The organism is Myxococcaceae bacterium JPH2, assembly GCA_016458225.1.
GTDB lineage: Bacteria > Myxococcota > Myxococcia > Myxococcales > Myxococcaceae > Citreicoccus.
In genome coordinates this window covers 16,476-39,099 of record JAEMGR010000005.1, presented here as the reverse complement: position 1 = coordinate 39,099, position 22,624 = coordinate 16,476, and the positions used below count along the sequence as shown (strand labels likewise).

Genomic DNA, 22,624 nt, shown 5'->3' with positions numbered 1-22,624 from the left:
CACCTGGCGGCCCGGCAGGTGGGGGGCCGTGCTGGAAGGCCGCCCACCCGACAGGGAAAGACGTTAGAAGCAAGGGCTCCCCTTGGACGCACCCGTGAACCCCCACGAATCCGCCCTCCTCGAAGACCTGAACCCGCCCCAGAGCGAGGCCGTGCTGCACGGCGACGGCCCCCTGCTCGTGCTGTCCGGCGCTGGCAGCGGCAAGACGCGCGTCATCACCCGCCGGGTCGCCCACCTGGTGAAGGTCCGCCGCGTCTTCCCCTGGCGCATCCTGGCGGTGACCTTCACCAACAAGGCCGCCCGCGAGATGCGCGAGCGCCTGTCCCAGTTGCTGGGCCCACAGGCGAACGAACTGGTGGTGAGCACCTTCCACTCGGCGGCCGCGATGATCCTCCGGCGCGAGGCGGAGTCTGTGGGGCTGACGCGCTCGTTCGTCATCTACGACGACGGGGATCAGCTCACGCTCGTGAAGCGCGCGATGCGTGAGTCGCGGGTGGATCCGGTGATGCAGCCGCGCGAAATCCTGCATCGCATCGACCAGGAGAAGAACGCGGCGCGCCTGCCCGAGGACATGCACGTCGACGCGGACGACGTGCGCGGCGTGGTGGTGAAGACCGTCTATGACTCCTACCAGCGCCTGCTCCGCGCCGCGAACGCGGTGGACTTCGGGGACCTGCTGCTGCTTTTGGTGAAGCTGTTCCAGACGCGGCCGGATGTGCTGGAGCGCTACCGCACGCGCTTCACGCACGTGCTGGTGGATGAGTTCCAGGACACCAACCCCGTGCAGTACGCGTTCCTCAAGTGGATGGCGCCCCCGCCGTCCGCGAACCTCGTGGTGGTGGGCGACGATGACCAGTCCATCTACCGGTGGCGCGGCGCGAACGTGGACAACATCCTGAACTTCCCCCTGCAGTATCCGGGGGCTCGGGTGGTGAAGCTGGAGCAGAACTACCGCTCGGATCAGATCATCCTGGAGGCGGCGCACTCGGTCATCGAGAAGAACGAGCGCCGCATGCCCAAGAAGCTCTGGAGCGAGCGGCCCCGGGGCGAGACGCTGACGCTGCTGCTCAACCGGGACGAGCGCGCGGAGGCGCAGGAGGTCGCGCGCCGCATCCTCGCGGTGCAGCGCGAGGGCTTCATCAAGTTCTCCAGCATGGCCGTCTTCTACCGGACCAACGCGCAGAGCCGCGTGCTGGAAGAGGCGCTGCGCCTGGCGCGCGTGCCCTACACGCTGGTGAGCGGACGCAGCTTCTATGACCGCGCCGAAGTGCGGGATGCCTCCGCGTACATGCGGTTGATGGTGAACCCGCGCTCGGACGCGGACCTGCTGCGCATCATCAACACCCCGGCGCGCGGCATTGGTGACACCACGGTGGAGCGGTTGACGGACTGGGCGAACACGCGCGGGGTGAGCGTCTACGAGGCGCTCGCGACCCCGTCCGAGATTCCTTCGCTGAACTCCACGGCGGTGAAGCGGCTGGCGGGCGTGCGCCGTCTGCTGGAGTCGCTCCACACCTTCGCGCAGACCGCCAAGGACGCGGCGAGCGCGGTGGATCAGATGCTCCAGGAGACGAAGCTCGTGGAGACGCTCGTCGCCGAGGGCAGCGACGAGTCCGAGACCCGGGCGGAGAACCTTCGCGAGTTCCTGGGCGCCGCGCAGGAGTTCGACCTCAACCGCGCGGCGGCGATGGTGGCTCTGGCGGAGGCGGCCCAGGCCGCGGATGCGCAGCCGGTGCCGCCCGAGCTGGATGCGGCTCCGCTGACCGCGGACGTGCCGGCGCTCCAGGCCTTCCTCGAGCAGATCAGCCTCGTGGGCGAGGCGGACGCCGAGGTGGGCGAGGGGCGCGTGGCCCTCATGACCTTGCATGCGGCGAAGGGCCTGGAGTTCGACGCCGTGTTCCTCACGGGCATGGAGGACGGAGTCTTCCCTCACTCGCGCGCGCTCAACAGCGAGGACCCGGATACCGGCGAGGAGATGGCCGAGGAGCGGCGGCTTTGCTACGTGGGCTTCACCCGCGCGCGCAAGCGGCTCTTCGTGAGCCTGGCGCAGTGCCGCTCCCTGTTTGGTGAGCTGCGCTACAACCCGCCCAGCCGCTTCCTTCGAGACGTGCCCCAGGCCTTGTTCGGCATGGAGGAGCGCGACATTCCACAGCCTCCGCGCGCGGTGCCGGTCGCGCCGCGCAAGCGCTCGTGGGACGAGGACGACGGGCCCCGCGTGGACCGCTCCTACTCGCAGACCTCGGACATGGATGGCATTGGGGGCGACGTGCGCGGGATGCGCGTGCGCCATGAACAGTTCGGCTCGGGCCGAATCGTGTCCGCCGAGGGCAGCGGCCCCAACGCGAAGGTCACCGTGGAGTTTGGTGGCAGCGTGGGCCTCAAGCGCGTCATTGCCCGGTTCCTGATGCCGGGGTAGCGGCGCGCGGGCGCGAGGCCGTCACCCACACGCCCGGCCTCGGGCGCAGGGTGATGGCCGGCGCGGGCGCGAACGGGTGGCCCGGGGCGAGGTCCAGCTTCAGCCTCGGCACCAGCGTGGCCAGCACGAGCACCATCTCCATCAGCGAGAACTGGTTGCCGATGCACTGGCGCGGCCCACCTCCGAACGGGAAGTAGGTGAACCGAGGCCGCTCGCGCTCCTGCTCGGGCAGGAAGCGGTCCGGGTCGAAGCCCTCCGGGTTCTCCCAGAGGCGGGGATGCCGGTGCGTCACCCACGGGCTGACGAGCACGAAGCTGCCCGCAGGGATGTGGTAGCCGCCAATCACGTCGTCCTGGATGGCTGCGCGCGAGCTGATCCACGCAGGAGGATACAGGCGCATCGACTCGTCGATGACGCGGCGGGTGAGCGCGAGCTTGGGGAGATCCTCGACCGTGGGGCTGCGTCCCTGGAGCATCTGGGCCAGCTCGGCCTCCAGTCGGCGGCGGACGTCGGGGTGCCGAGACAGCAGCACCAGCGTCCAGGACAGCGCGCTGGCGGTCGTCTCATGGCCCGCGACCATCAGGGTCATCACCTCGTCGCGCAGCTGCGTGTCGCTCATGCGCTCGCCGGTGTCCTCGTCGCGCGCTTCCATGAGCATGGCGAGCAGGTCGTGGTGCGCCCCCGTGTCCGCGCGACGGCGCTCGATGAGTTCGCGCACGACGCGATCGAGCATGTCGAGGTCCCGCCGCATGCGCAGGTGCGAGGGCAGCGGCAGGGCGCGGGGAAGGGGCAGCAGCTGCGTGAGCCTCGCGTTGGCGAAATCTTGCACCCGCGCGAGGGCCTCGCCGATGTCTCGCGAGACCGAGGCGCCGATGTCCGCCCCGAAGAGCGTGCGGCTGGTGACGCTCAAGGTCAGGTGGTTGAACTCCTCCGCCACGTCGAAGGGGGCCCCTTGCGCGCACCGCGCGTCGAGCCGCGTGGCCAGCTCCTCCGCGGCCTCCACCATGGTTCGCGCGAAGCTGGCCAGCCGCTGTCGATGGAACGCGGGCTGCGCGAGCCGACGCTGCCGCAGCCAGAAGTCCCCCTCGCTGGTCAGCAAGCCCTGGCCGAGCAACTCGCGCACCACGGCGAAGCCGCGGGTCTGCTTGTTGTAGTTGCGCACGTGGTCCTGGAGGACGTGGCGCACGCCGTCTGGATGGGCCACCAGCGTGACGGGCTTGGGGCCCAGCCAGAAGCGCACCACGTCGCCATGCTCGCGCACCTGAGCGAGGAAGTAGTCCAGCGGTGCTCGCCGCAGCGCGCGCATGTTGCCGAGCAGGGGCTCCGTGCGGGGCCCGGGCGGAGGAGGAGCAACGGACGCGACGGGAGCGTGGGCGGAGGCGGTGGACATGATGGAGACCCATCCTCCGCCTCGGGGTTGCCCGGGAGCCAGGGCCACCCGGTGCGCCCGCGCACGATTGCTTATGTGAGCCGTCGCTCCATCTCCAGTTGGTCCAACCCCGTGCGCGTGAAGCCGAGGCGCGGGAGGACCGAGAGGGCGAAGTCCTCGGGGACCAACGGCGGAACGAAGAGCCGCCGCCCTGGGTGGCGTGCTTGGAGTGCATCCACCAGGCGCCGACCCAACCCGCGGCGACGGGCTTCGGGGCTCACGAAGAGCATGCGCAGCGACACCGTCTCCGGTGCGCTCGCGTCCACCATGGCCCAGGCCTGGGCGGGCGTGCCGAGTGCGTAGGACACCAGCGTCTCGCTCGCGGAGATGAGACTTTCGGGGGTGATCTGCCAGGGCCACTTTCGCTCCGGCTCCGCGCACATCGCGCGTGCGAGCTGCCCCGCGTGCATCGCTGTCAGCGGCATCGTGGACTCAGCAGGCCGAGGGGGGCGCTCCCAGCCCGCGAGGCGACGCATGACCTGGAAGCCCGCGCGTTCGTACAGCCGGCGTGCGGCCTCGTTGCGCTCGAAGACCTCCAGCCGCAGTCGCTCGGCGCCCCACGCCCGGGCGGCGGTGATGGCCGCGTCCATCAGCGCGCGTCCCATCCCCGTGCCACGCGCCTCGCGCACGAGCCCCATGGCGGCCACGCGTGCGGTGTCTCCCCTGCGGGCCAGGAGGCAGAGTCCTTGCGGTGTTCCATCCCGCGTCACGATGAGGCTCCGCGCCAGGTCGATCTGCTCGCTGCGCACCCGCGTCGCGAGCTGCGCCGGAGTGACGCGGATGGGGATGAGGTAGCCCTCGAAGGATGCTTCGAACAGCGCCGCGAGAGGGGCCAGGGCCAGTGAGCCCGCGTCGTGGGTTGTCAGCGTCATCGATGCTGCTCCAAGGCAGGCGTGTGGATGTGCTCGGGGCGGACGCCCATGCCGACGAGCCGGGCGGGCACGCGCCGCAGCAGGGGAATATGGCTCAGCAGCCACAGAGGCCAGGGCAGTTTGCCCGTGGCCTCGCCTTTCAATACCGGGCCGATGACTCGGTCTTGAATGAGGACCTGGGCGCGCTGTGTGAGCCGCGCGGGGAGTTCTCGGCGGAGCTGGACCTGACGCAGATGCTCCACGCGCACGGTGCGTTCGCGCAGTGGCGTCGCGAGCAGGTTCGCGGTGGCGACCGCGTCTTGCACCGCGAGGTTGACGCCCACTCCGCCCACGGGAGACATGGCATGGGCCGCATCCCCGATGCACAGCAGCCCTGGCTGGTACCACGTGGACAGCCGGTTCACCTGGACCGTGAGCAGCTTCACGTCGTCCCAGGTCCGAATCTCGCCCACGCGGTCCGCGAGGAAGGGGGCGAGCCGCGCGAGTTCTGCACGGAATGGCTCCAGGCCGCGCGCGCGGAGCTGCTCGGCCGAGCCCTTCGCGATGACCCGGCCGCACTGCCACTGGTCCGTGCGATTGATCAGGATGAAGAACTGCCCGCCCTCGAAGCGACCCGAGGGGTCGACGGGGTCGCTCGGTCGGCGCGAGACGCGGAACCACAGGACGTCCATCGGGGCGCCCAGTTCCTCCACGGACATGCCGGCCTGCTCGCGCACTTTCGAGCCTCGGCCATCCGCCGCGACGACGAGGTCCGCGCGAACCTCCAGTGGGCCTGATGGCGTGGTGGCGCGCACGCCGACGACGGCGTCACCCTGTCGCACGAGTTCGGTGGCCTCCGCGCGCAGGCGCAGGTGAAAGCCCGGGTACGCCGCGGCCTTGCGCGCGAGGAAGTTCAAGAAGTCCCACTGCGGCATGAAGGCGATGAAGCGCGCGTGCGTGGGCAGGTGCGTGAAGTCGCCGACCACGATGTCGTGCGAACCGCTCTGGAAGCGCAGGCTGGTGGCCTGTTGATGGGGCAGGGCGAGGAACTCCTCGAGCCAACCCAGTTCGTGCATCAACTCCAGCGTGGAGGGATGGATGGTGTCGCCCCGGAAGTCGCGGAGGAAGTCCGCGTGCTTCTCCAGCACCACCACGTCAACGCCCGCGCGCGCGAGCAGCAGGCCCAGCATCATCCCGGCGGGGCCTCCACCCACGATGCAGCACCGGGTCTCTTGCGTCTCGGTGGTCATGTTCGCGCCCCCTGCGTGCGTGTGCTCGGCACCATCCCACGGGGGTGAGGTGGGGTCACGGCTCGGGCACGCGCAGCTTCCAGGACAGCACGCGCCCATCCTGTCCGAGTTGGAACACTTGCGCGCCTTGCACCACGGGGCGCGTTCGCAGCGACGTGTCCGTGCGAAGGCTGAGCGCCACGTCCCACGCGGGGGCCTTGAGCACGACGAGCCGTCCTTCGCGTTCGTTCGTGGGCACCAGCAGCAGCGTCCCGAACGCCGTGCCCACCTGCGTGACGAGGGGCGCGGGCAGCGTCACCCTCGCCACCTCGTGACCGTCCGCGGGTGCGAGTCCCACGAGCTGCGCCGGGCCCGCGCCCACCCAGACCGTGCCCAGGAGTCGCGTCGGTGGGCCGGTGAGCGTCTCCGCCACTTGCTGATTCCAGCGCGTGCTTCCGTCTCGGAGCGACAGCGCCACCACCCGCCCGGAGCGGGTGCCCGCGAAGAGCCCGCCGCGCTCCACCTCCAACCCCAGGACCCCGGTGAGGGGCTGCTTCCATCGGACCGCGCCGTCTTGGGCAGACACGGCCACGAGGCCCGCGTCGCCGAGCGCGAGGAGGAGCAGTCCCTCGGCCATCACCGGCGCGGGAGGTCCACGCGCGGGGGCCAGTCTGGCCTCCTCGGCCTTGGGGGCTGGAAGCCGCCAGCGGACCTGCCCTGTCTCCACGGAGAGTGCCCGTACGGCGCCGTCCGGGGCGACCAGATACACGGTGCTTCCTGCCTCGTCCGTCACCGGGGCCGTGAGGACGGGGGGCTCCCCAGTGAGTCGCCAGCGCTCCGCGCCGTCCGAGAGGGCCAGCTTCACCACGTCTCCACCGACCGTTCCCACGATGACATTGTCTCCGGCGAGGACCGGACGGGCCGCCACCTCCCGCCCCAGGGCCACCCGCCAGCGCACGGCGCCCGCCCGGTCCAGGCGGATCACGGCGCCGGCCTCGTTGGCGGCGAGGACGCCGTCCTCCAGGGAAAGGAGCCCGGCGCGGGCGGAGGCATCGGTGGAGGCCCGAAAGACCGGCTCCGCGGGCTCGTGGCAGGCCATGACGGCCAGCGTCAGGGCCAGCGCGAAGTGCCGGGGTGTGCATGGACAGACGCGGGGCGACATGGTTTGGAGGATGGCGCAAGGAAGGAACTTCGACCATGCCCACCATTCGCGACGACGACATCCCCAACGCCACCGGCATCCCCTCCTCGGCCCGGCGGACCGACATCACCCCGCCCCCCACGCTGGCGGTGACCGAGGAGCTGCTGCACGCGCTGCCCAAGACGGACCTGCACTGTCACCTCGACGGGTCCATGCGCCTGAAGACCATCCTGGAGCTGGCCGAGCAGCAGAAGGTCCGGCTGCCCGCGGACACCGAGGACAGCCTCGCGCGCGCCATCCACATGGGCCAGGTGTGCAAGAGCCTGGAGGAGTACCTTGTCGCGTTCGACGTGACGCTGTCGGTGCTCCAGACCGCCGATGCGCTGTACCGCGCGGCCTATGAGCTGGCGGTGGACGCGGCGGCCGAGAACGTCCGTTGGCTGGAGGTCCGCTACTCGCCCGCGCTGCACCTGCAGAAGGGCCTGAAGATGACCACCGTCATCGACTCCGTGCTGGAGGGTCTGCGCCAGGCGAAGAAGGAGACGGGCATCAAGTGCGGCGTCATCGTCTGCGGCATCCGCCACATCAATCCGCAGACGTCCATGCGGCTGGCGGAGCTGGCGGTGGCGTACAAGAACCGCGGCGTCATCGGCTTCGACCTCGCGGGCGCCGAGGCGAGCTTCCCCGCGAAGGACCACCTGGACGCCTTCCGCCTCATCCTCAAGAACAACGTCAATTGCACGGCGCACGCTGGCGAGGCCTACGGGCCCGAGTCCATCTCCCAGGCCATCCACTCGCTGGGCGCGCACCGCATTGGCCATGGCACGCGGCTGCGTGAGGACGGGGACCTGCTCAACTACGTGAACGACCACCGCATCCCCATGGAGGTGTGCCCCACCTCCAACGTGCAGACCGGCACCGTGCCGAGCCTGGATGCGCACCCGCTGAAGTTCTATTTCGACTACGGCCTGCGGGTGACCATCAACACGGACAACCGCCTCATCACCGACACCACGGTGACGAAGGAGCTGTGGGTCGCGCACAAGTCGCTGGGCCTGTCGCTGGAGGACCTGGCCACCATCATCGTCTCCGGCTTCAAGAGCGCGTTCCTCCCGTTCCGAGAGAAGCAGGACATGCTCCGGATGGTGAACCAGGAGATTGCCGCGACGTTGGCCGCCTTCGAGAAGCGCCCGAAGTCCGTGAAGCAGCCGGCGTGATGCCCTAGCGTGTTCGCCCAGTCGGGCCGGGTGGGGCGCTTCGTTCTGGAGCGCGCACCCCGGCCCCGCCGGGAGGGACACGAGATGGACCTGGAGCTGAGCGGTCGAGTCGTGTTGGTGACGGGTGGCTCGGACGGGCTGGGCGCGGCGACGGCCCGCCGGCTCGTCCAAGAGGGCGCGAAGGTGGCGCTCTGTGCCCGAGGTGTCGAGCGGCTGGAGGCCACGGCCGCCGCGCTGCGCGCCGAGGGCGGAGACGTGCTGGCGGTCCCCGCAGATGTGTCGCGCGCCGAGGACCTCGCGCGCTTCGTGGACGCCGCGCACGCGCGCTGGGGCCGCGTGGACGGTCTGGTGAACAACGCGGGGACGGCCGAAGCGAAGCCCTTCGTGGCGGTGAGCGACGCGGAGTGGGAGGCGGATCTCCAGCTCAAGCTGTTCGGTGCGAGCCGCGCCGCGCGCGCGGTCCTTCCTCATCTGGAAGCCGCGGGTGGCGGGGCCATCGTCAACGTGCTGTCCATCAAGGCGAAGGCGCCCGGCCAGCACAGCGCGCCGTCGTCGGTCACTCGCGCGGCGGGCATGTCGTTGACCAAGGTGCTGTCCAAGGAGCTGGGCGCGCAGGGCGTTCGCGTGAACGCGGTGCTGGTGGGGATGATCGCCAGCGCGCAGTGGGAGCGACGCGCGCAGAAGGCGGGTCAGCCCCTCGCGGTGTTCGGCACGGAGAAGGCGCGCGAGGCGGGCGTGCCGTTGGGGCGGCTCGGGCGCTCGGAGGAGTTCGCGGACGTGGTGGCCTTCCTGCTGTCCGCGCGGGCCAGCTACATCAGCGGTGTGGCGCTCAACGTGGACGGGGGGCTGTCTCCCGTGGTGTGAGCCGGGGCGCGTGACGGCGGGGGCGGCCCGAGTCCGCGTGCCACTCGGTGGCGACTTCGCGCAGGCGGGCGATGGCGTCGCGCAGTCGGTGCAGTCGCTCGGTGGGGGCGTACGTCACCTCGGGAGGGACGACGTCCTCCACGAGGCGGTGCACGAAGCCCTCTGCCTCCAGCCTCCGCAGCCGCTCGGTCAGCACGCGCGCGGAGATGCCCGAGACTCGGCGCTTCAGCGCGCCGAAGCGCTGAGGGCCTTCATCGAGCAGCGTCCAGAGGATGTACATGGTCCATGGGCCACCCAGCAGCGACATCAGCAGGTTGACCGGGCACGCCTGCTCGGGCGGCGCGAGGTTCTTGAACACCGCGGGCATGCCGTTACTTTAACGTGCCTGCTTCCCCGGCACCGCACGCGTGCGCGACACCCTGGGGATGAACGCACACGCATCGTCGGAAGCCCTCGTCGCGGTCGTCACGGGAGCCAGTCGAGGAATCGGGAAGGGCGTGGCCCTCGCGCTCGGAGCCGAGGGGGCTACGGTCTATGTCACGGGGCGCCTGCGCCACACGGGAGGCGCCTCGCTCCGCGGAACCCTCCAAGAGACCGCCGATGCGGTCACCGCCGCGGGAGGGCGGGGCATCGCCGTGGGCTGCGACCACGCCGACGACGCCCAGGTTCGCGCGCTGTTCGCGCGGGTGGGGGAGGAGTCCGGTCGGCTCGACATCCTGGTGAACAACGCCACGGCCTTGCCTGAGTCTCTCTTCTCGCCCGAGCCCTTCTGGGAGAAGTCGCTCGAGGTCTTGGCGCTGCTCGACGTGGGGCTGCGCTCTCACTACGTGGCCAGCGCGCTCGCGGCGCCCTTCATGGTTCGCCAACGCGGTGGGCTCATCGTGAATGTGTCCGCGTATGGCTCGGTGAATTACCTGTATGGGCCGGCCTACGGCGCGGGCAAGGCTGGGTTGGACAAGATGGCGGCGGACATGGCCGTCGAACTGCGCCCGCATGACGTGGTGGCGGTGTCGCTGTGGCCGGGGCTCGTCGCGACGGAGCGCTATGCGCGGCTCGTGGAGGACAATCCGCACGCGTTCCCTCCCGAGCTTCGTCCCGAGTCGCCGATGTACTCGGGCCGCGTCATCCACGCGCTGTTCCGGGACCCGGCGCGAATGACGCTCTCGGGCCAGACGCTCATCGGCGCCGAGCTGGGGCGACGCTACGGCGTGCACGACCTCCAGGGTGGGCAGCCGCCCTCCTACCGGGAGCTGCTGGGTGCTCCGTGGACGAAGCCCTCGCGTCAGACTCCTGACTGAGCTGCGTCCCTGCGCGCCGACGACGGCCTCGCGCCGTCCGGCGACCGCGGCTGCTGACCCGAGGTCCTCCTTCTCATTCGCCACGTCCCCCCGAAGCCCGTCCGCGGGCATCGGGGTCAATCCTGAGCAGGGTCATGCAGCCGAATCTCCGTCGGCTTCTCCGGGCGCTCGCCCGCGAGGGGCTCGAGGTGACCTATGACGGTCACCTCTATTCCGTCCGTCTTCTCGGCGATGCGCACGCGCCTCCCGCCGAGGTGCTTCTTCCTCCTGACCTGCCCGTCGAGGGCAAGGCCTTCAAGCAACTCGCGCAGCTCGCTGCCCTCAAGCATCCCGGCGGGGGCGAAGTGCTGCGCGTGCGCGCTACACCCGACTTCCATCCCGGAGACTCGGGCGTGGCCATCGGCTCCGTGCTGCACACGCGCGGGCTGGTGGTACCGGGCGCGGTGGGCACCGACATCAACTGCGGCATGCGACTGCACGTCGCGGACGTCTCCGTGGAGGACTTCCTCTCGAAGCGCGACGCGTTCGTGGAGCGCATGAAGGGGCACTACTTCTTCGGGACGCGGGACGTGGCCATGTCCTCGCGTGCCTCCGAGGCGCTCCTGCGCGAGGGGCTCCCGGGCTGGCTCGTGGAGACGCTGGACACGCCACTGGGGTGCGCGAGTCGAGCGGACCTCTCACAGCTCGACGAGGAGCTGGCGCGCGTCCACCTGGGTGGCGCGCTGCGTGGTGACCCCGCGTGGGCACCCGAGGCGCTCACGCGTGAGGGCATCGTTCGCGACGCGGGCCTCGCCACGGTGGGCGGGGGCAATCACTTCGTGGAGGTCCAGCGCGTGGAAGCCGTGGACGACCGCGTGCGCGCGTGGCGGTGGGGTGTTCGCGAGGGACAGCTCGCGTTCATGATCCACTCGGGCAGCCGCGACGTGGGCCGCCACGTGGGCATCGCGTGGCAGGAGCGTGCGCGCCGCGCGTGGCCCACGGGAGTGCCCTTGCCGGACAGCGGCATCCTCCCGCTCGCGGACGAGGCGCAGGTGGCCGCGTACCTGACGGCCGAGGCCACCGCCGCCAACTACGCGTTCCTCAACCGCCTGCTCCTGGCCGAGCTGCTGCGCCAGACGCTGCGCGAGCTGTTCGGCGAGGTGGAGGCACCGCTCGTCTATGACGTGCCTCACAACCTCACGTTGCCGCACGAGGGAGGCTGGCTGGCGCGCAAGGGCGCGTGCCCGGCGGGGCTGGAGCAGCCCGTCATCATCCCGGGCTCCATGGGCGCGACGTCCTACCTCATGGTGGGGCGGGGCAATGCCCAGGCACTCGAGTCCGCGTCGCACGGAGCGGGCCGAGCGCGCTCGCGCTTCGAGATGGCGCGGGGTGGGGCGGACCACAGTGAGACGGCCTTGGGCCTCACGGGCGTGGACTGCATCTCGCTGCGCGCCGAGCGCCGCGTGGAGGAGGCCCCCGCCGCGTACAAGCCCATTGGCCCGGTGGTCGCCTCGCAGGTCGAGGCGGACATCGTGGGCGAGGTGGCTCGGCTGCGGCCACTGCTGACGTTCAAGGCCTGAAGTCCTGGGGACGCGTCTATTTGCTTGGCGCGTCCCCACCTTCGCGATCTTGAATGGCGCGCCGCTCGGACGCTTCTCGTCCGACGCGTGCCTGCACTGGATGCAGCGGAGGACGCATGACGGACAACTTCGGGGGGGCCGTGGATCCTGAGATGGGGCCGTCGCGCCTGGATGCGAGCAACGCGGTGGCCATCCCCGCCATCCTGCTCATGGTGCTCTCGGGCCTCACCATCCTCTGGGCACTGACGACGTTGCTGCATCCCACGAATCCCGCCCAGGTGGATGACATCATCCGCAACTCGCCCAACATGACGCCGGAGGCCGAGCGCGTGCTTCGCGCCATTCTCGGAAAGGGACTCCAACTGCTCTCGGTGGGCTTCTGGGCGGGGCTCAACGCGTTCGTCTTCTTCGGGGCCCTGAAGATGAAGAACCTTCAGAGCTACGGGCTCGCGATGGCGTCCGCCATCGTCGCGTGCCTTCCGTGCTGTGGGCCCTGCACCTGTCTGGGGCTCATCCCGGGCATCTGGGCCATCGTCGTGCTGAACAAGAACGACGTGAAGGCCTGCTTCACCTGAGGCTCGTCTCGGGCGCGCGCGGCACTGTCGCGCGCGCCTCCTGCGCGAGCGAGGCACGAGGCCGAGGCTTGTGCATCCGCACGCACGCCAGCCGCACCTCGGCGGTGAGCACCCGCCGCGCCGCGCACAGCGCCGTGTAGCCTCGGTGTTGGTAGAAGCCCTCCGCGTTGAGGCTCGCGTCCAGGCGCAGCTCGGACACGCCCGCGAGCCACGCCGTCCGCTCCAGTGAGCCCAAGAGCAAGGTGCCCACGCCGCGCCCCGTCTCCTCCGGGGTGACGTACAGCGCTTCCAACTCTCCGGAGACGACGTCGAGCTGGCCGAAGCCCACGGGCTGCTCGCCGCGCTCCGCCACCAGCACCGTGCGGTGACCTGACGGGAGCAGGTAGCCCTCGGGCTTGAGCTGCCCCACCCAGGTGCTCACTTCCTGAGGGGAGTAGGCATCCCGGCACCGGAGCACCACGGCTCGGGTGTGGATGCGCCACAGCGCGCGTCGGTCCTCCTCGCGCGCCAGCCTCAGGTGGATTCGCGACGTGCCCACGGCGCGCCTCAGGCCACCTTCATGCCCTTGGGGATGACGACCACGCCGCCCGGTGTGACGTGGAAGCGCCGCTTGTCCTCCGCGAGGTCGTAGCCAATGGTCATCCCCGGCGGAATCTCCACGTTCTTGTCGATGATGGCCCGGCGGATGCGGCAGCGCCGCCCGATGGTGACGTTCTCGAAGAGGATGCTGTCCTCCACCTCCGAGTAGGAATTGACGCGCACCTTGGGGGACAGCACCGAGCGGTTCACCTCGCCGCCGGAGATGATGCAGCCCTCCGCCACCAGCGAGTCCATGGCGTGGCCCACGCGCTTGTTGGCGCGGTCCGCGAACACGAACTTCGCGGGCGGATAGTTGTGGGACTGCGTGTGGATGGGCCAGCGGTCGTTGTAGAGGTTGAAGATGGGGTCCACCTCCACCAGGTCCATGTTGGACTGGAAGTAGACGTCGATGTTCCCCACGTCGCGCCAGTAGCCGCGCTCCTTGGCTTCCTGCCCTGGCACCTCGTTCTGCGCGAAGTCATACACGTAGACGGGCGCGCGCTTGTACAGCTCGCTGATGATGGACTTGCCGAAGTCGTGCGCGCTCGACTCGTCCGCGGCGTCGCGCACCACCTCCTGCACCAGCACCTCCGTGGTGAAGAGGTAGTTGCCCATGGAGGCCAGGCACATCTTCGGGTTGCCCGGCATGGGCGGCGGCGTGCGGGGCTTCTCCAGGAACTGGCGCATGCGGCCGTCCGGGCCCACGTCGATGATGCCGAACTCGCTGCCTTGCTCGATGGGCACGGGGATGGCGGCCACCGTGCACGCGGCCTTCTTGGCCAGGTGGAAGTCGAGCATCTGGCGCATGTCCATGCGGTACACATGGTCCGCGCCGAAGACGAAGATGACGTCCGGCTCCTCGTCCGTGATGATGTTGAGGTTCTGATAGATGGCGTCGGCGCTGCCCTTGTACCAATCCAGCCCCGTCCGCATCTGCGCCGGCACCGCCTCCACGTAATGTCCGAGGAAGGCCGTCATCCGCCACGCGCGAGACAGGTGGTTGTTGAGCGAGTCGCTCTTGTACTGCGTCAACACCTTCATCCGGTACACGCCGGAGTTGGCGAAGTTGGAGAGGACGAAGTCGATGATGCGGTAGCGCCCTCCGAATGGGACGGCCGGCTTCGCGCGTTCGCGGGTGAGGGGCTCCAGGCGCGTGCCCGCGCCCCCCGCCAGAATCATGGCCAGCTGCTTGGACATAGGGGCGGGCACGTTACCCGCGCGCTTTCGGGCGACAACAGGCACGCCCGCTTCCCTGGCGACCTTCGTTGAGTGTCCAACCGCGACCCCGCGTGGGCCCTACCCATGTGGGAGGAGGAAGGCATGAGAGGCGCGCCGGGCTTGCATGGCTTCCCTGGACACACCCGTGGTAGCGTGCCGGCCGATGTCTGGCGACCAAACGCGAGTCACCAAGATCAGCAGCCTCGGTGTTCCCAGTGAGCGCACCGACAGCTGCCTCGTGCAGATCCACGGACCGGAACTCGGGAAGAAGTACGTCCTGGAGGACGCCGAGTTCACGATTGGCCGAGACCAACAAAACAACATCGTGGTGGAGCTGGACAACGTGTCCCGCCGCCACGCCCGCATCCTGGGCCGCGGGGGGCGGATGTTCGTGGAGGACCTGGGCTCCACCAACGGCACCTACCTGAATGATCAGGAGGTGTTGCAAGCCCACCCGTTGCGCAGTGGCGACCTCATCAAGGTGGGGGGCTCCATCTTCAAGTTCCTCGATGGCGACAACATCGAGACCCAGTACCACGAGACCATCTACACGCTGACCATCGCGGACGGCCTCACGGGCATCAACAACAAGCGCTACTTCCTGGAGTACCTGGAGCGGGAGATGGGCCGCTCGCACCGGTACCAGCGCACGCTGTCGTTGATGATGTTCGACATCGACCACTTCAAGCACATCAACGACGTCCACGGGCACCTGGCCGGGGACTACGTGCTGCGCGAGATGGCCCAGTCCATCAAGCGACTGGTGCGCCGCGAGCAGTGCTTCGCGCGCTACGGCGGCGAGGAGTTCGCGGTGGTGATGCCCGAGGACGGGCCGGACAAGGCGCGCCTGTTCGCGGAGAAGATCCGCCGCCTCGTGGAGGAGAAGGTCTTCATCTTCGAGGACAAGGAGATCCCCGTCACCATCTCCATCGGCATCGCGGAGATGTCCGGCGACATGAACGAGCCCACGCCGTTCATCAAGGTGGCGGACACCAACCTGTACAAGGCCAAGAAGTCGGGCCGCAACCGGGTGGTGGGGTGAGCGTGGCCGCGTCGAGCGCAGGCCCCTCGGTGATGGCGCGGCTGCTGCTCGTCGTGCTGGGCGTGGCGTTCCTGGGCGCCGCGTGGGCCTGGAGCCAGCGCGAGCACAACCCCACGGCGGGCCGTCTGGTGGAAGCGGCCCGCCGGTGGTCGCCGTAGCGGCTCAGGTGCCGTCGCGCAGGTCGCCCAGCCGGCCCTTGGTGCCCGGCAGGCTCTGCGGCGGCATCTTCCCGTAGATGTACTGGACGGTGTCGAGCAGCGTCTCGTGCGTGTCGCGCGCTCGGAAGCCCAGCTCGCGCTCGGCCTTGGCGGCGTCCAGGTAGAACCAGTGCTCGCCGATCTCAATCTCCTGCGGATCCAACGTGGGCTTCGCGCCGCGCAGCTTCGCCCACTGCTCCAGGAGCTGGCCGCCCAGCACGTTGACCACCGAGGGCAGCTTCAGCCGGGGCGCGGCCACGCCCGTGAGGCGCTCCAGCCGGTGGAAGAAGTCCGCCATCGTCATGTTCACGCCCATCAGGTGGCGGCCGTACACCTCGCCCTGGGTGAGCGCGGCGACGAAGCCCTCGGCCGCGTCGCGCACATCCACGAAGGAGATGCCGCCGCCCGGCATGGCCGGAATCTCGCGGTTGAGGAACTTCACCACCGTCCACGTGGAGGACAGCCGGTCATCCCCCGGCCCCATCAGCAGGCTCGGGTTGAGCACCACCAACGGGATGGAGTGCTTGCGGCAGTACTCCAGCGCGAGCTTCTCCTCGTAGATTTTCGAGAGGTAGTACGGCCACCGCGCCACCACGGTGATGGGGTAGTCGTCCTCCTCGTTGCGCACGCACTCGTCCTCGGACACCGCGATGGTGCCGGAGGTGGAGCCGAGGATGACGCGCTGGATGCCCGCCTCGCGCACGTCGCGCAAGAGCTCGCGCGTGCAGTCCACGTGCAGCTCGAACATCTTGCGCGCGTCCTTGGCCTGGAAGGAGACGAGCCCCGCCAGGTGATAGACGCCCTCCACGCCGGCCAGCGCGCGGCGCACGGCGTCTCGGTCCTTCAAGTCGCCCTGGACGAACTCCGTGCCCGCGAACGCCGGGCCTGTCGGCCGCGTGCGCCCGATGAGCCGCACCTGATGTCCCGCGGCCACCAGCCTGGGCACCAGATGAACGCCCAGGAACCCCGTGCCTCCCGTTACCAGCAGCTTCACGAGTCCTGTCCCTCCGTCATCGGGCGCGAGTCCACTCGCTCCAGGTTGAGCACGCGGCCATCCCGCAGCGACCGCACCGCCTCTTCCGCGATGCGCGTCACGTACCGGTAGCCCTCCGAGCGCGCCATGCCCAGCGTGCGCGCCTTCAGGCCCGCGTGGTCCAGCGCCGGCCCCACGTGGACCTCCAGCTCCTTGGCCTTGGGGAACATGGAGCCCTTGGGCAGGGCCTCGTACGAGCCCTTGATGTAGAGCGGCAGCACGTCCACGCCGTACGTCAGCGCCAGGTAGCCCAGGGTGGGCTTGAACTCGAGCAGCTCACCCGTGGGAGAGCGCGTGCCCTCCGGGAAGATGAGGACGTTGTAGCCCTGGCGCAGCGCCTCGCCCGCCACGCGCAGCGACTCGCGCAGCGAGCCCTGCCGGTCCATGGGGATGAGGTTGGTGAAGTTCTCGAACCACGCCCGCTTGAGGGGCGTGTCGAAGAAGTAGTCGCGCGCGGCCAGCGACACCACGCGCTCGCCCTGCTCGCCGAGCACCACGCGCACCAGCCCCGCGTCCAGGTGGCTGGCGTGGTTGGCGATGACGAGGAAGTTGCGGTTCTGCGGGATGAAGGGCTTGCCCGTCACCTTCACGTCGAACACGCCGCCGTAGAGCACCTTCTGCCCGAAGGCGAGCAGCTGCCGGCCCACCGTGGCCACGGCCTCGGGGACGGGAATCTCCACGTCCTCCGCGCGCTCGTTCTCCTGGCGGATGTCCTTGGCGCGCACTTCCTTGGCCGGGCGCCGGCCGGAGCTGACCACCAGCTTGCGCAGGTCCTCCACCGTCTGCACCTGGGTGAGGTCCTCCACCGCGGGCAGCGGCACGCCCGCGCCCTCCAGCGCCACGGACAGCTCCGTGAGCATGAGCGAGTCGAAGCCCAGGTCGCCCATGAGCTGCGCGTCCGGCCTCACGTCGCCCACCGGCTTGTGGCAGACCTCGGCGATGAGCGGGAACAGCCAGTCCGCCACGCCGCCCGTCGCCGCCTGCGCCTTCTCGCGCGCCTTGCCAGCGCTGGCCGCCATGCGGTCCAACCGCTGCAGCTCCTCCACCACCAGCTTGCGCTTCACCTTGCGCGTGGAGGTGCGGGGCAGCTCGCCGTCCCAGAAGCGCAGCACCTTCACGCGGCGATGGAACGGCATGCCGCCGCTCACCTTGCGGAAGTGCTCGTCCAGCTCGCGCCGCACTTCCTCGCGCGGACGGTCGCCGTAGTCCGGCACGCACAGGCACGCCACCTTCTCGCCGCCGGCCTCGTCGGGCAGGCCCACGATGGACAGCTCCTTGATGTGCGTGTGCTCCTGGTACAGCTCCTCCAACTCGTCCGGGTAGACGTTCTTGCCGTTGGCGTCGACGATGACGTCCTTGGCGCGGCCCACCAGATACAGGCGCCCGTCGTCATCCAGGCGGCCCAGGTCACCGGTGTGCAGCCAGCCTTCCTTCACCACGGCCTCGGTGGCCTCGCGGTCCCCGAAGTAGCCCGCCATTACGTTGGGGCCCTTGGCCAGGACTTCGCCAATGCCGTCGGTGTCCGGGTTGAGCAGCTTCACCTCGATGCCGGACAGCGGCTTGCCCACGCTGCCGGGCGTGCGCTTGTTGCCGGGCTCGGAGACGGACAGCACCGGCGCGGCCTCGGTGAGGCCATAGCCCTCGCGCATCGTGAAGCCCAGCTCGTGGAAGGCCTTGTGCACTTCCTCCGACAGCGCCGAGCCGCCCGACACCAGCACCTTCATGCGCCCGCCGAACTTGCGGTGCACCGGCCAGAACAAGAGCTTGCCCAGGTTCAACGAGCTGCGGTTGCGCAGCTCCCCGTTGGCCGCCATCAGCGCCTTGAGCGCCTGCTCCACCACGGGCGGGCGGCTGGCCATCTCCTGGGTGATCTTCCGGTGCAGGAGCTGCCACAGCGCCGGCACGCCAATCATCGCGGTGACGCGGCCGGTCTCGAACACCTCGCCCAGCCGGTCCGACGTCAGCTCGTCGATGTACGTGATTTCCGCGCCGCGCGAGAACGGCGTGAGGAGGCCCGCCGAGAACTCGAACGTGTGGTGCAGCGGGAGCACGGACAGCACGCCGTCGCCCACGCCCACGTTGAACTGGCCCGCGAGCTTCGCCACCAGCGAGGCGAAGTTGCGGTGCGTGAGCATCACGCCCTTGGGCGTGCCCGTGGTGCCGGACGTGAAGATGATGCTGGCCACGTCATCCGCGGACGCGGACTTCTTCACCGGCCCGATGCGATCCGGGTGCGCCGGATCTCCCGTCATGGCCTCGGCGAGGCTCGCCACCGCGACGCCATCCCCCAGCGCCGCGAACAGGCCGGGGAAGTCCGCCGCCGTCTGCTCGGACACGAGGCAGAGCTTCGCCTGCGCGCGCTTCGCGATGTTGACGACCTCGGCCTCCGTGAGGGCCGGATCCACCGGCACCACGGTGGCGCCCGCGCGCAGGATGCCGAAGTAGCTGATGGCCCACTCGGGCCGGTTCTCCGACAACAAGAGCACGCGGTCGCCGTGCTTCACGCCATGGGCGAGCAGGTAGCTGCCCACGCGCGCCGCATAGCGGTGCACCTCGCCGAAGGTGAAGCGCTCCTCCTTCTCGTTCGCCGCCATGCGGAACGCCACGCGGTGGCGGTACGCGTGCACCGTGGCCTCGAACAGCTCCAGGAGGTCGCGGTGGGCGTGGATGACGGTGCGCTTCTCCAGCTCGTCCTCCAGGCCGGGGAACACCCACTTCTCCAGGCCGGGCAGGTGCGTGCCGAGGAAGTACTCGCGCCAGTCGATGCGGTCCGGGCTCCAGCCAATCCGCGCGCGATCCGCGCCGACCATGTTCTCGTAGACGGAGCGGGTGTTGTCGCAGCGGAAGACGTACCGGTTCTCCCACAGGAAGGGGAGGAACAGGTCGATGAGGCCCGTGAGGCTGGTGGCCTGCTCCTCCACGTCGTCCAGGGCGACCTTCGCCTTGTCCAAGAGCGCGTTCACCGTGGGCGCGCCCCACGTCGGGCGCAGCTCATCGATGGACTTCTTCAGGAAGCGAGCGCCCTTGGCCATCATGGGCGCGCTGAGCAGCTGGAACTCCTGCTTGCTCACCGGCTGCGGCTCGATGCGCGCGCGCAGCGCGTTCATCAGCGAGTTGCCCGTCTCCTTGTTCCGGTAGAAGCGGCGGCGGTACAGGCCCACCAGCTCCACGGAGCGGCTCGCGTAGAACGGGTTCACGTCGCCGGAGGCGAGCTGGTACACGCGCCGCTCCTCCACCTGGAGCGAGTGCGCGGTGATGCCCAACGTGGCGCCCGCCACCTGGTCCACCGGGATGATGTCCAGGATGGTGTGGTCACCAGCGGGGATGCCGCGCTGGCCCTTGATGCCCGCGAAGGCCAGCGGCGCGGAGGTGGTGAAGCCCTCGTTCCACCCGGGGAAGGGGAAGTGCGCCGCGCTCTCCACGATGGAGGGCCGCACGATGGCGTAGCGCAGGCCCGGCGTGCCGGCCATCACCTGCTCGCCCAGGGACTTCGTATACGTGTACGTGTTGGGCCAGCCCCAGTGCTGCGCGCGCTCCATGCCGGCGCGCACCAGCTCGCCCGTCAGCCACAGCTTGCGCTCGCGGCCCACGGCCAGCCGCAGCGTCTTCTCGTCGGTGGCGTCGCGGCCTTCCTGCTCTAGGCGGTCCAACGCCTTCTTGCGGAAGGTGGACGTGAGGGCGCGGTCGTCGGCCTGCTCACGCAGCCGCGCGACGATCTTCTCCGCGTCCGCCAGCTCCTGCTCCAGGCTGAAGTCGCGCCCGTCCAGCTCGCCCCGCTTGGGGAAGTAGCCGCGCACTTCCTCGTCCTCGAAGACGAGCCCGTCGCGGTTGCCCGCCACGAAGGCGGTGGACATGTGGATGAGCGGCACCGCCCACTTGAGCGCCAGCTCCACCGCGTTCTTCACGCCGTGGGTGTTGACGTTGAGGCCCACCTCCAACGATGGGTTGAAGGACACCAGGCCCGCGCAGTTGACGATGGCGTGCACCTTGCCGTGCAGCTCCGTCACCTGCGTCTCGGTGAGGCCGACCCAGGGGTCGGTGATGTCACCGTCGATGACCTCGCACTTGGCGCGGATGAACTCCATGGCGCCCGCGTCGCCCAGGGCGTCGCGCAGCGGCTGGAAGGGCTCGCTGGGAGCCACCTTGTCGAAGAAGCGGCGCTCCGCGGACGCGGCGCTGCCCTTGCGGACGAGGACGTAGACCTTGTCGAGCACCTGGCCGTAGTGGGACAGGAGCATGGACAAGGTGACCTTGCCCACGAAGCCCGTGGTGCCCACGAACACCAGCCGCTTGCCGGTGAACGCCTCGGTGACGTTGAGTTCGGGAAGGGGGGAGCCCATGACCGTGCGCGACTCCCTCACTTCACGTCCACCATCACCGTGGGCGCGATGCGCAGCAGGCTGATGGTGGCCGAGCGACCCATGAAGCCGCGGGCCTCTTCAATGGCCTCGGCGAGGGTGTCCGTGCGGTCCATGCCCATGAGGGCAGGGACGTGGTTGTTCTCCGCGCCCGCGACAATGACCTTGCCGGCCTGCTGGCGCCCGTTCTCGCCCCAGTACCACATGTAGAAGGGGTGCACGCCGTGGTAGGCGTTGCCCTTGCGGTACAGGTGCACGTAGCTGGGGTTCTCCGCGAACTCCTTCTCGTACTTGTGCTCCAGCTTCATGGAGTCCCGCGTCTCCGGCAGCAGCCGGTGGAAGAACTCGATGTAGCTGGGGTGCTGCACGGGGTCGAACTCGTCGTAGGCCGGGTGCAGGAGGATGAGCACGCCGCCCTTCTTCAAGAGGGGCACGCCGCGGTTGAGGTTGTAGAAGTAGCCCAGCCCCATCACCTGCACGAGCAGCGGGTTGAGGATGGAGTTGACGCTGTACGGGCTGATGAACGGGATGGGGAAGATGACGATGTCGCTCTGTCCCTCCACCGGCACCACGTACTGCTTCCAGCTCGTCTCCAGCGTCTTGGCGTGGGTGGGCTCGGTGGCGCCCGCGAACACGCCCGTCACGTCATAGGGCGCGGGGATGGCGCTGAGCACCTTGCGCGCGGCCGCGCGCGGCAGCTTGGACAGCGTGTAGCGCAGGGCCTGGAACTTCAGCCGGTCCGCCTCGCTGTAGTCCTCCTCGCGCTTGGCGAGGAAGTCCGTGGCCGAGCCGAACATGCGGTTGTTCAGCGTGGTCTCGATGTGGAAGACCTTGAGCGTCTGGTCGATGACCGTCCCGATGCGCGAGTTCTTCGTGTACAGCGCGCTCGCCTTCGGCTCCATGTAGCTGTCGGAGTCGCGAATGGTCTTCGGGTTGTGGTGGTGCCGCAGCGACGCGTAGTTCGTCACGCCGGTGCCCATGGACTTGTGCCCGCCGTTCATGGGCACGAAGTTCACGTTCACGTAGACGATGAGGTCGCTCTCCGCCACGCGGCGGTTCACCGCCACCACCTCGCCGTGCGACGTGCGCTCCAACTCGGTGATGCCGTCCGGGTCCTCGGCGTCGTGGTTGTAGTAGCGGTCCGGGTAGTAGGCGTCGAAAATCTTGTCGCCCACCATGCGCTTCATCTCGCCCTCGGTCATCCGGCGATGGAGCGCGTTGGCGATGACCAGGTGCACGTCATCCACGCCGCTGTCCGCGCACAGCTCCAGCACCACCTCGAGGATGGACTGGCGCACGTCCGGGGTGACCATGGGGGGCAAGGGGACGCTGATGTCGTCGATGACGCACGTCAGGCGCATGCCCGGGCGGAGCAGCGCGTGCAGCGGCTCCATGCCCTCGGGGTGGTTGATGGCCCAGCGGATGGCGGCCTTCACGTTGGGCACGCCGGCCATGGGCGGGCGCGGGAAGATGACCCGCGTTCCCACGGGCAAATCCTCCTGGAGGAAGCCTTCGCCGTAGAAGAGCGCCCGAGGCGGGCTGCCCTTCTCCGTGATGACCACCTGGCTTTCCTCGTCGTACAGCTTCTGGAGCGTCTTGAGCGGGCGCATGAATGGAG

General features: G+C 69.4%; 18 protein-coding genes. 8 read left to right on the top strand and 10 right to left on the bottom strand.

The window, feature by feature from the left end:
- Nucleotides 1–94: 94 nt before the first annotated feature.
- Nucleotides 95–2,416 (top strand): UvrD-helicase domain-containing protein, encoded by a 2,322-nt coding sequence (locus JGU66_09075; GenBank protein MBJ6760915.1) that lies wholly within the window; start codon nt 95–97, stop codon nt 2,414–2,416.
- On the opposite strand, the gene JGU66_09070 is transcribed toward JGU66_09075, so the two are convergent.
- From JGU66_09070 to JGU66_09055, 4 genes are all read right to left on the bottom strand, one after another.
- Nucleotides 2,388–3,806, bottom strand: coding sequence for a cytochrome P450 (locus JGU66_09070; protein ID MBJ6760914.1), 1,419 nt, complete (start codon nt 3,804–3,806; stop codon nt 2,388–2,390). The two genes, JGU66_09075 and JGU66_09070, sit on opposite strands and share 29 nt — an antisense overlap.
- Before the next feature lie 71 nt (nt 3,807–3,877).
- Nucleotides 3,878–4,717 (bottom strand): GNAT family N-acetyltransferase, encoded by an 840-nt coding sequence (locus JGU66_09065; protein MBJ6760913.1) that lies wholly within the window; start codon nt 4,715–4,717, stop codon nt 3,878–3,880.
- The gene (locus JGU66_09060; GenBank protein ID MBJ6760912.1) at nt 4,714–5,946 is read right to left on the bottom strand and encodes an FAD-dependent oxidoreductase; all 1,233 of its coding nucleotides are present in this window, start codon (nt 5,944–5,946) and stop codon (nt 4,714–4,716) included. Before JGU66_09060 ends, JGU66_09065 begins: the two co-directional genes overlap by 4 nt.
- 55 nt (nt 5,947–6,001) lie before the next feature.
- On the bottom strand, nt 6,002–7,087 hold the full coding sequence (locus JGU66_09055) for a PQQ-like beta-propeller repeat protein (GenBank protein ID MBJ6760911.1): 1,086 nt from the start codon (nt 7,085–7,087) through the stop codon (nt 6,002–6,004).
- 35 nt (nt 7,088–7,122) lie between these two features.
- On the opposite strand from JGU66_09055, the gene add reads away from it, so the two are divergent.
- Together add and JGU66_09045 are read left to right on the top strand one after the other, a co-directional pair.
- Nucleotides 7,123–8,283: an adenosine deaminase gene (gene add, locus JGU66_09050; protein MBJ6760910.1), complete on the top strand. Its 1,161-nt coding sequence runs from the start codon at nt 7,123–7,125 to the stop codon at nt 8,281–8,283.
- Between the two features lie 84 nt (nt 8,284–8,367).
- A complete protein-coding gene (locus JGU66_09045; GenBank protein ID MBJ6760909.1) occupies nt 8,368–9,147 on the top strand; it encodes an SDR family oxidoreductase in 780 nt (259 codons plus the stop codon).
- On the opposite strand, the gene JGU66_09040 is transcribed toward JGU66_09045, so the two are convergent.
- On the bottom strand, nt 9,113–9,514 hold the full coding sequence (locus JGU66_09040; protein ID MBJ6760908.1) for a helix-turn-helix transcriptional regulator: 402 nt from the start codon (nt 9,512–9,514) through the stop codon (nt 9,113–9,115). The genes JGU66_09045 and JGU66_09040 overlap by 35 nt on opposite strands.
- A gap of 58 nt (nt 9,515–9,572) precedes the next feature.
- On the opposite strand from JGU66_09040, the gene JGU66_09035 reads away from it, so the two are divergent.
- The 3 genes from JGU66_09035 to JGU66_09025 all read left to right on the top strand — a co-directional run bounded on the left by JGU66_09035 (nt 9,573) and on the right by JGU66_09025 (nt 12,579).
- The gene (locus tag JGU66_09035) at nt 9,573–10,445 is read left to right on the top strand and encodes an SDR family NAD(P)-dependent oxidoreductase (protein ID MBJ6760907.1); all 873 of its coding nucleotides are present in this window, start codon (nt 9,573–9,575) and stop codon (nt 10,443–10,445) included.
- A gap of 134 nt (nt 10,446–10,579) precedes the next feature.
- Entirely contained in the window at nt 10,580–12,004 is a 1,425-nt protein-coding gene (locus JGU66_09030; protein ID MBJ6760906.1) for an RtcB family protein, read from the top strand.
- A gap of 152 nt (nt 12,005–12,156) precedes the next feature.
- A complete protein-coding gene (locus tag JGU66_09025; protein ID MBJ6760905.1) occupies nt 12,157–12,579 on the top strand; it encodes a hypothetical protein in 423 nt (140 codons plus the stop codon).
- Here the strand turns inward: JGU66_09025 and JGU66_09020 are convergent.
- Nucleotides 12,572–13,117 (bottom strand): GNAT family N-acetyltransferase, encoded by a 546-nt coding sequence (locus JGU66_09020; GenBank protein MBJ6760904.1) that lies wholly within the window; start codon nt 13,115–13,117, stop codon nt 12,572–12,574. The genes JGU66_09025 and JGU66_09020 overlap by 8 nt on opposite strands.
- A gap of 8 nt (nt 13,118–13,125) precedes the next feature.
- Nucleotides 13,126–14,355: a glucose-1-phosphate adenylyltransferase gene (gene glgC / locus JGU66_09015; protein ID MBJ6760903.1), complete on the bottom strand. Its 1,230-nt coding sequence runs from the start codon at nt 14,353–14,355 to the stop codon at nt 13,126–13,128.
- A 184-nt stretch (nt 14,356–14,539) separates the two neighbouring features.
- Between glgC and JGU66_09010 the strand changes: the two genes are divergently transcribed.
- Together JGU66_09010 and JGU66_09005 are read left to right on the top strand one after the other, a co-directional pair.
- The gene (locus JGU66_09010; protein MBJ6760902.1) at nt 14,540–15,418 is read left to right on the top strand and encodes a GGDEF domain-containing protein; all 879 of its coding nucleotides are present in this window, start codon (nt 14,540–14,542) and stop codon (nt 15,416–15,418) included.
- A gap of 2 nt (nt 15,419–15,420) precedes the next feature.
- A complete protein-coding gene (locus JGU66_09005; GenBank protein ID MBJ6760901.1) occupies nt 15,421–15,576 on the top strand; it encodes a hypothetical protein in 156 nt (51 codons plus the stop codon).
- Between the two features lie 4 nt (nt 15,577–15,580).
- Here the strand turns inward: JGU66_09005 and JGU66_09000 are convergent, their stop codons facing one another.
- From JGU66_09000 to JGU66_08990, 3 genes are read right to left on the bottom strand one after another with little or no spacing between them, the layout of a single operon-like run.
- A complete protein-coding gene (locus JGU66_09000) occupies nt 15,581–16,609 on the bottom strand; it encodes an NAD-dependent epimerase/dehydratase family protein (GenBank protein ID MBJ6760900.1) in 1,029 nt (342 codons plus the stop codon).
- The gene (locus tag JGU66_08995; GenBank protein MBJ6760899.1) at nt 16,606–20,988 is read right to left on the bottom strand and encodes an AMP-binding protein; all 4,383 of its coding nucleotides are present in this window, start codon (nt 20,986–20,988) and stop codon (nt 16,606–16,608) included. Before JGU66_08995 ends, JGU66_09000 begins: the two co-directional genes overlap by 4 nt.
- Nucleotides 20,989–21,005: 17 nt before the next feature.
- Nucleotides 21,006–22,616, bottom strand: coding sequence for a DUF2088 domain-containing protein (locus JGU66_08990; protein MBJ6760898.1), 1,611 nt, complete (start codon nt 22,614–22,616; stop codon nt 21,006–21,008).
- Nucleotides 22,617–22,624 lie beyond the last annotated feature (8 nt).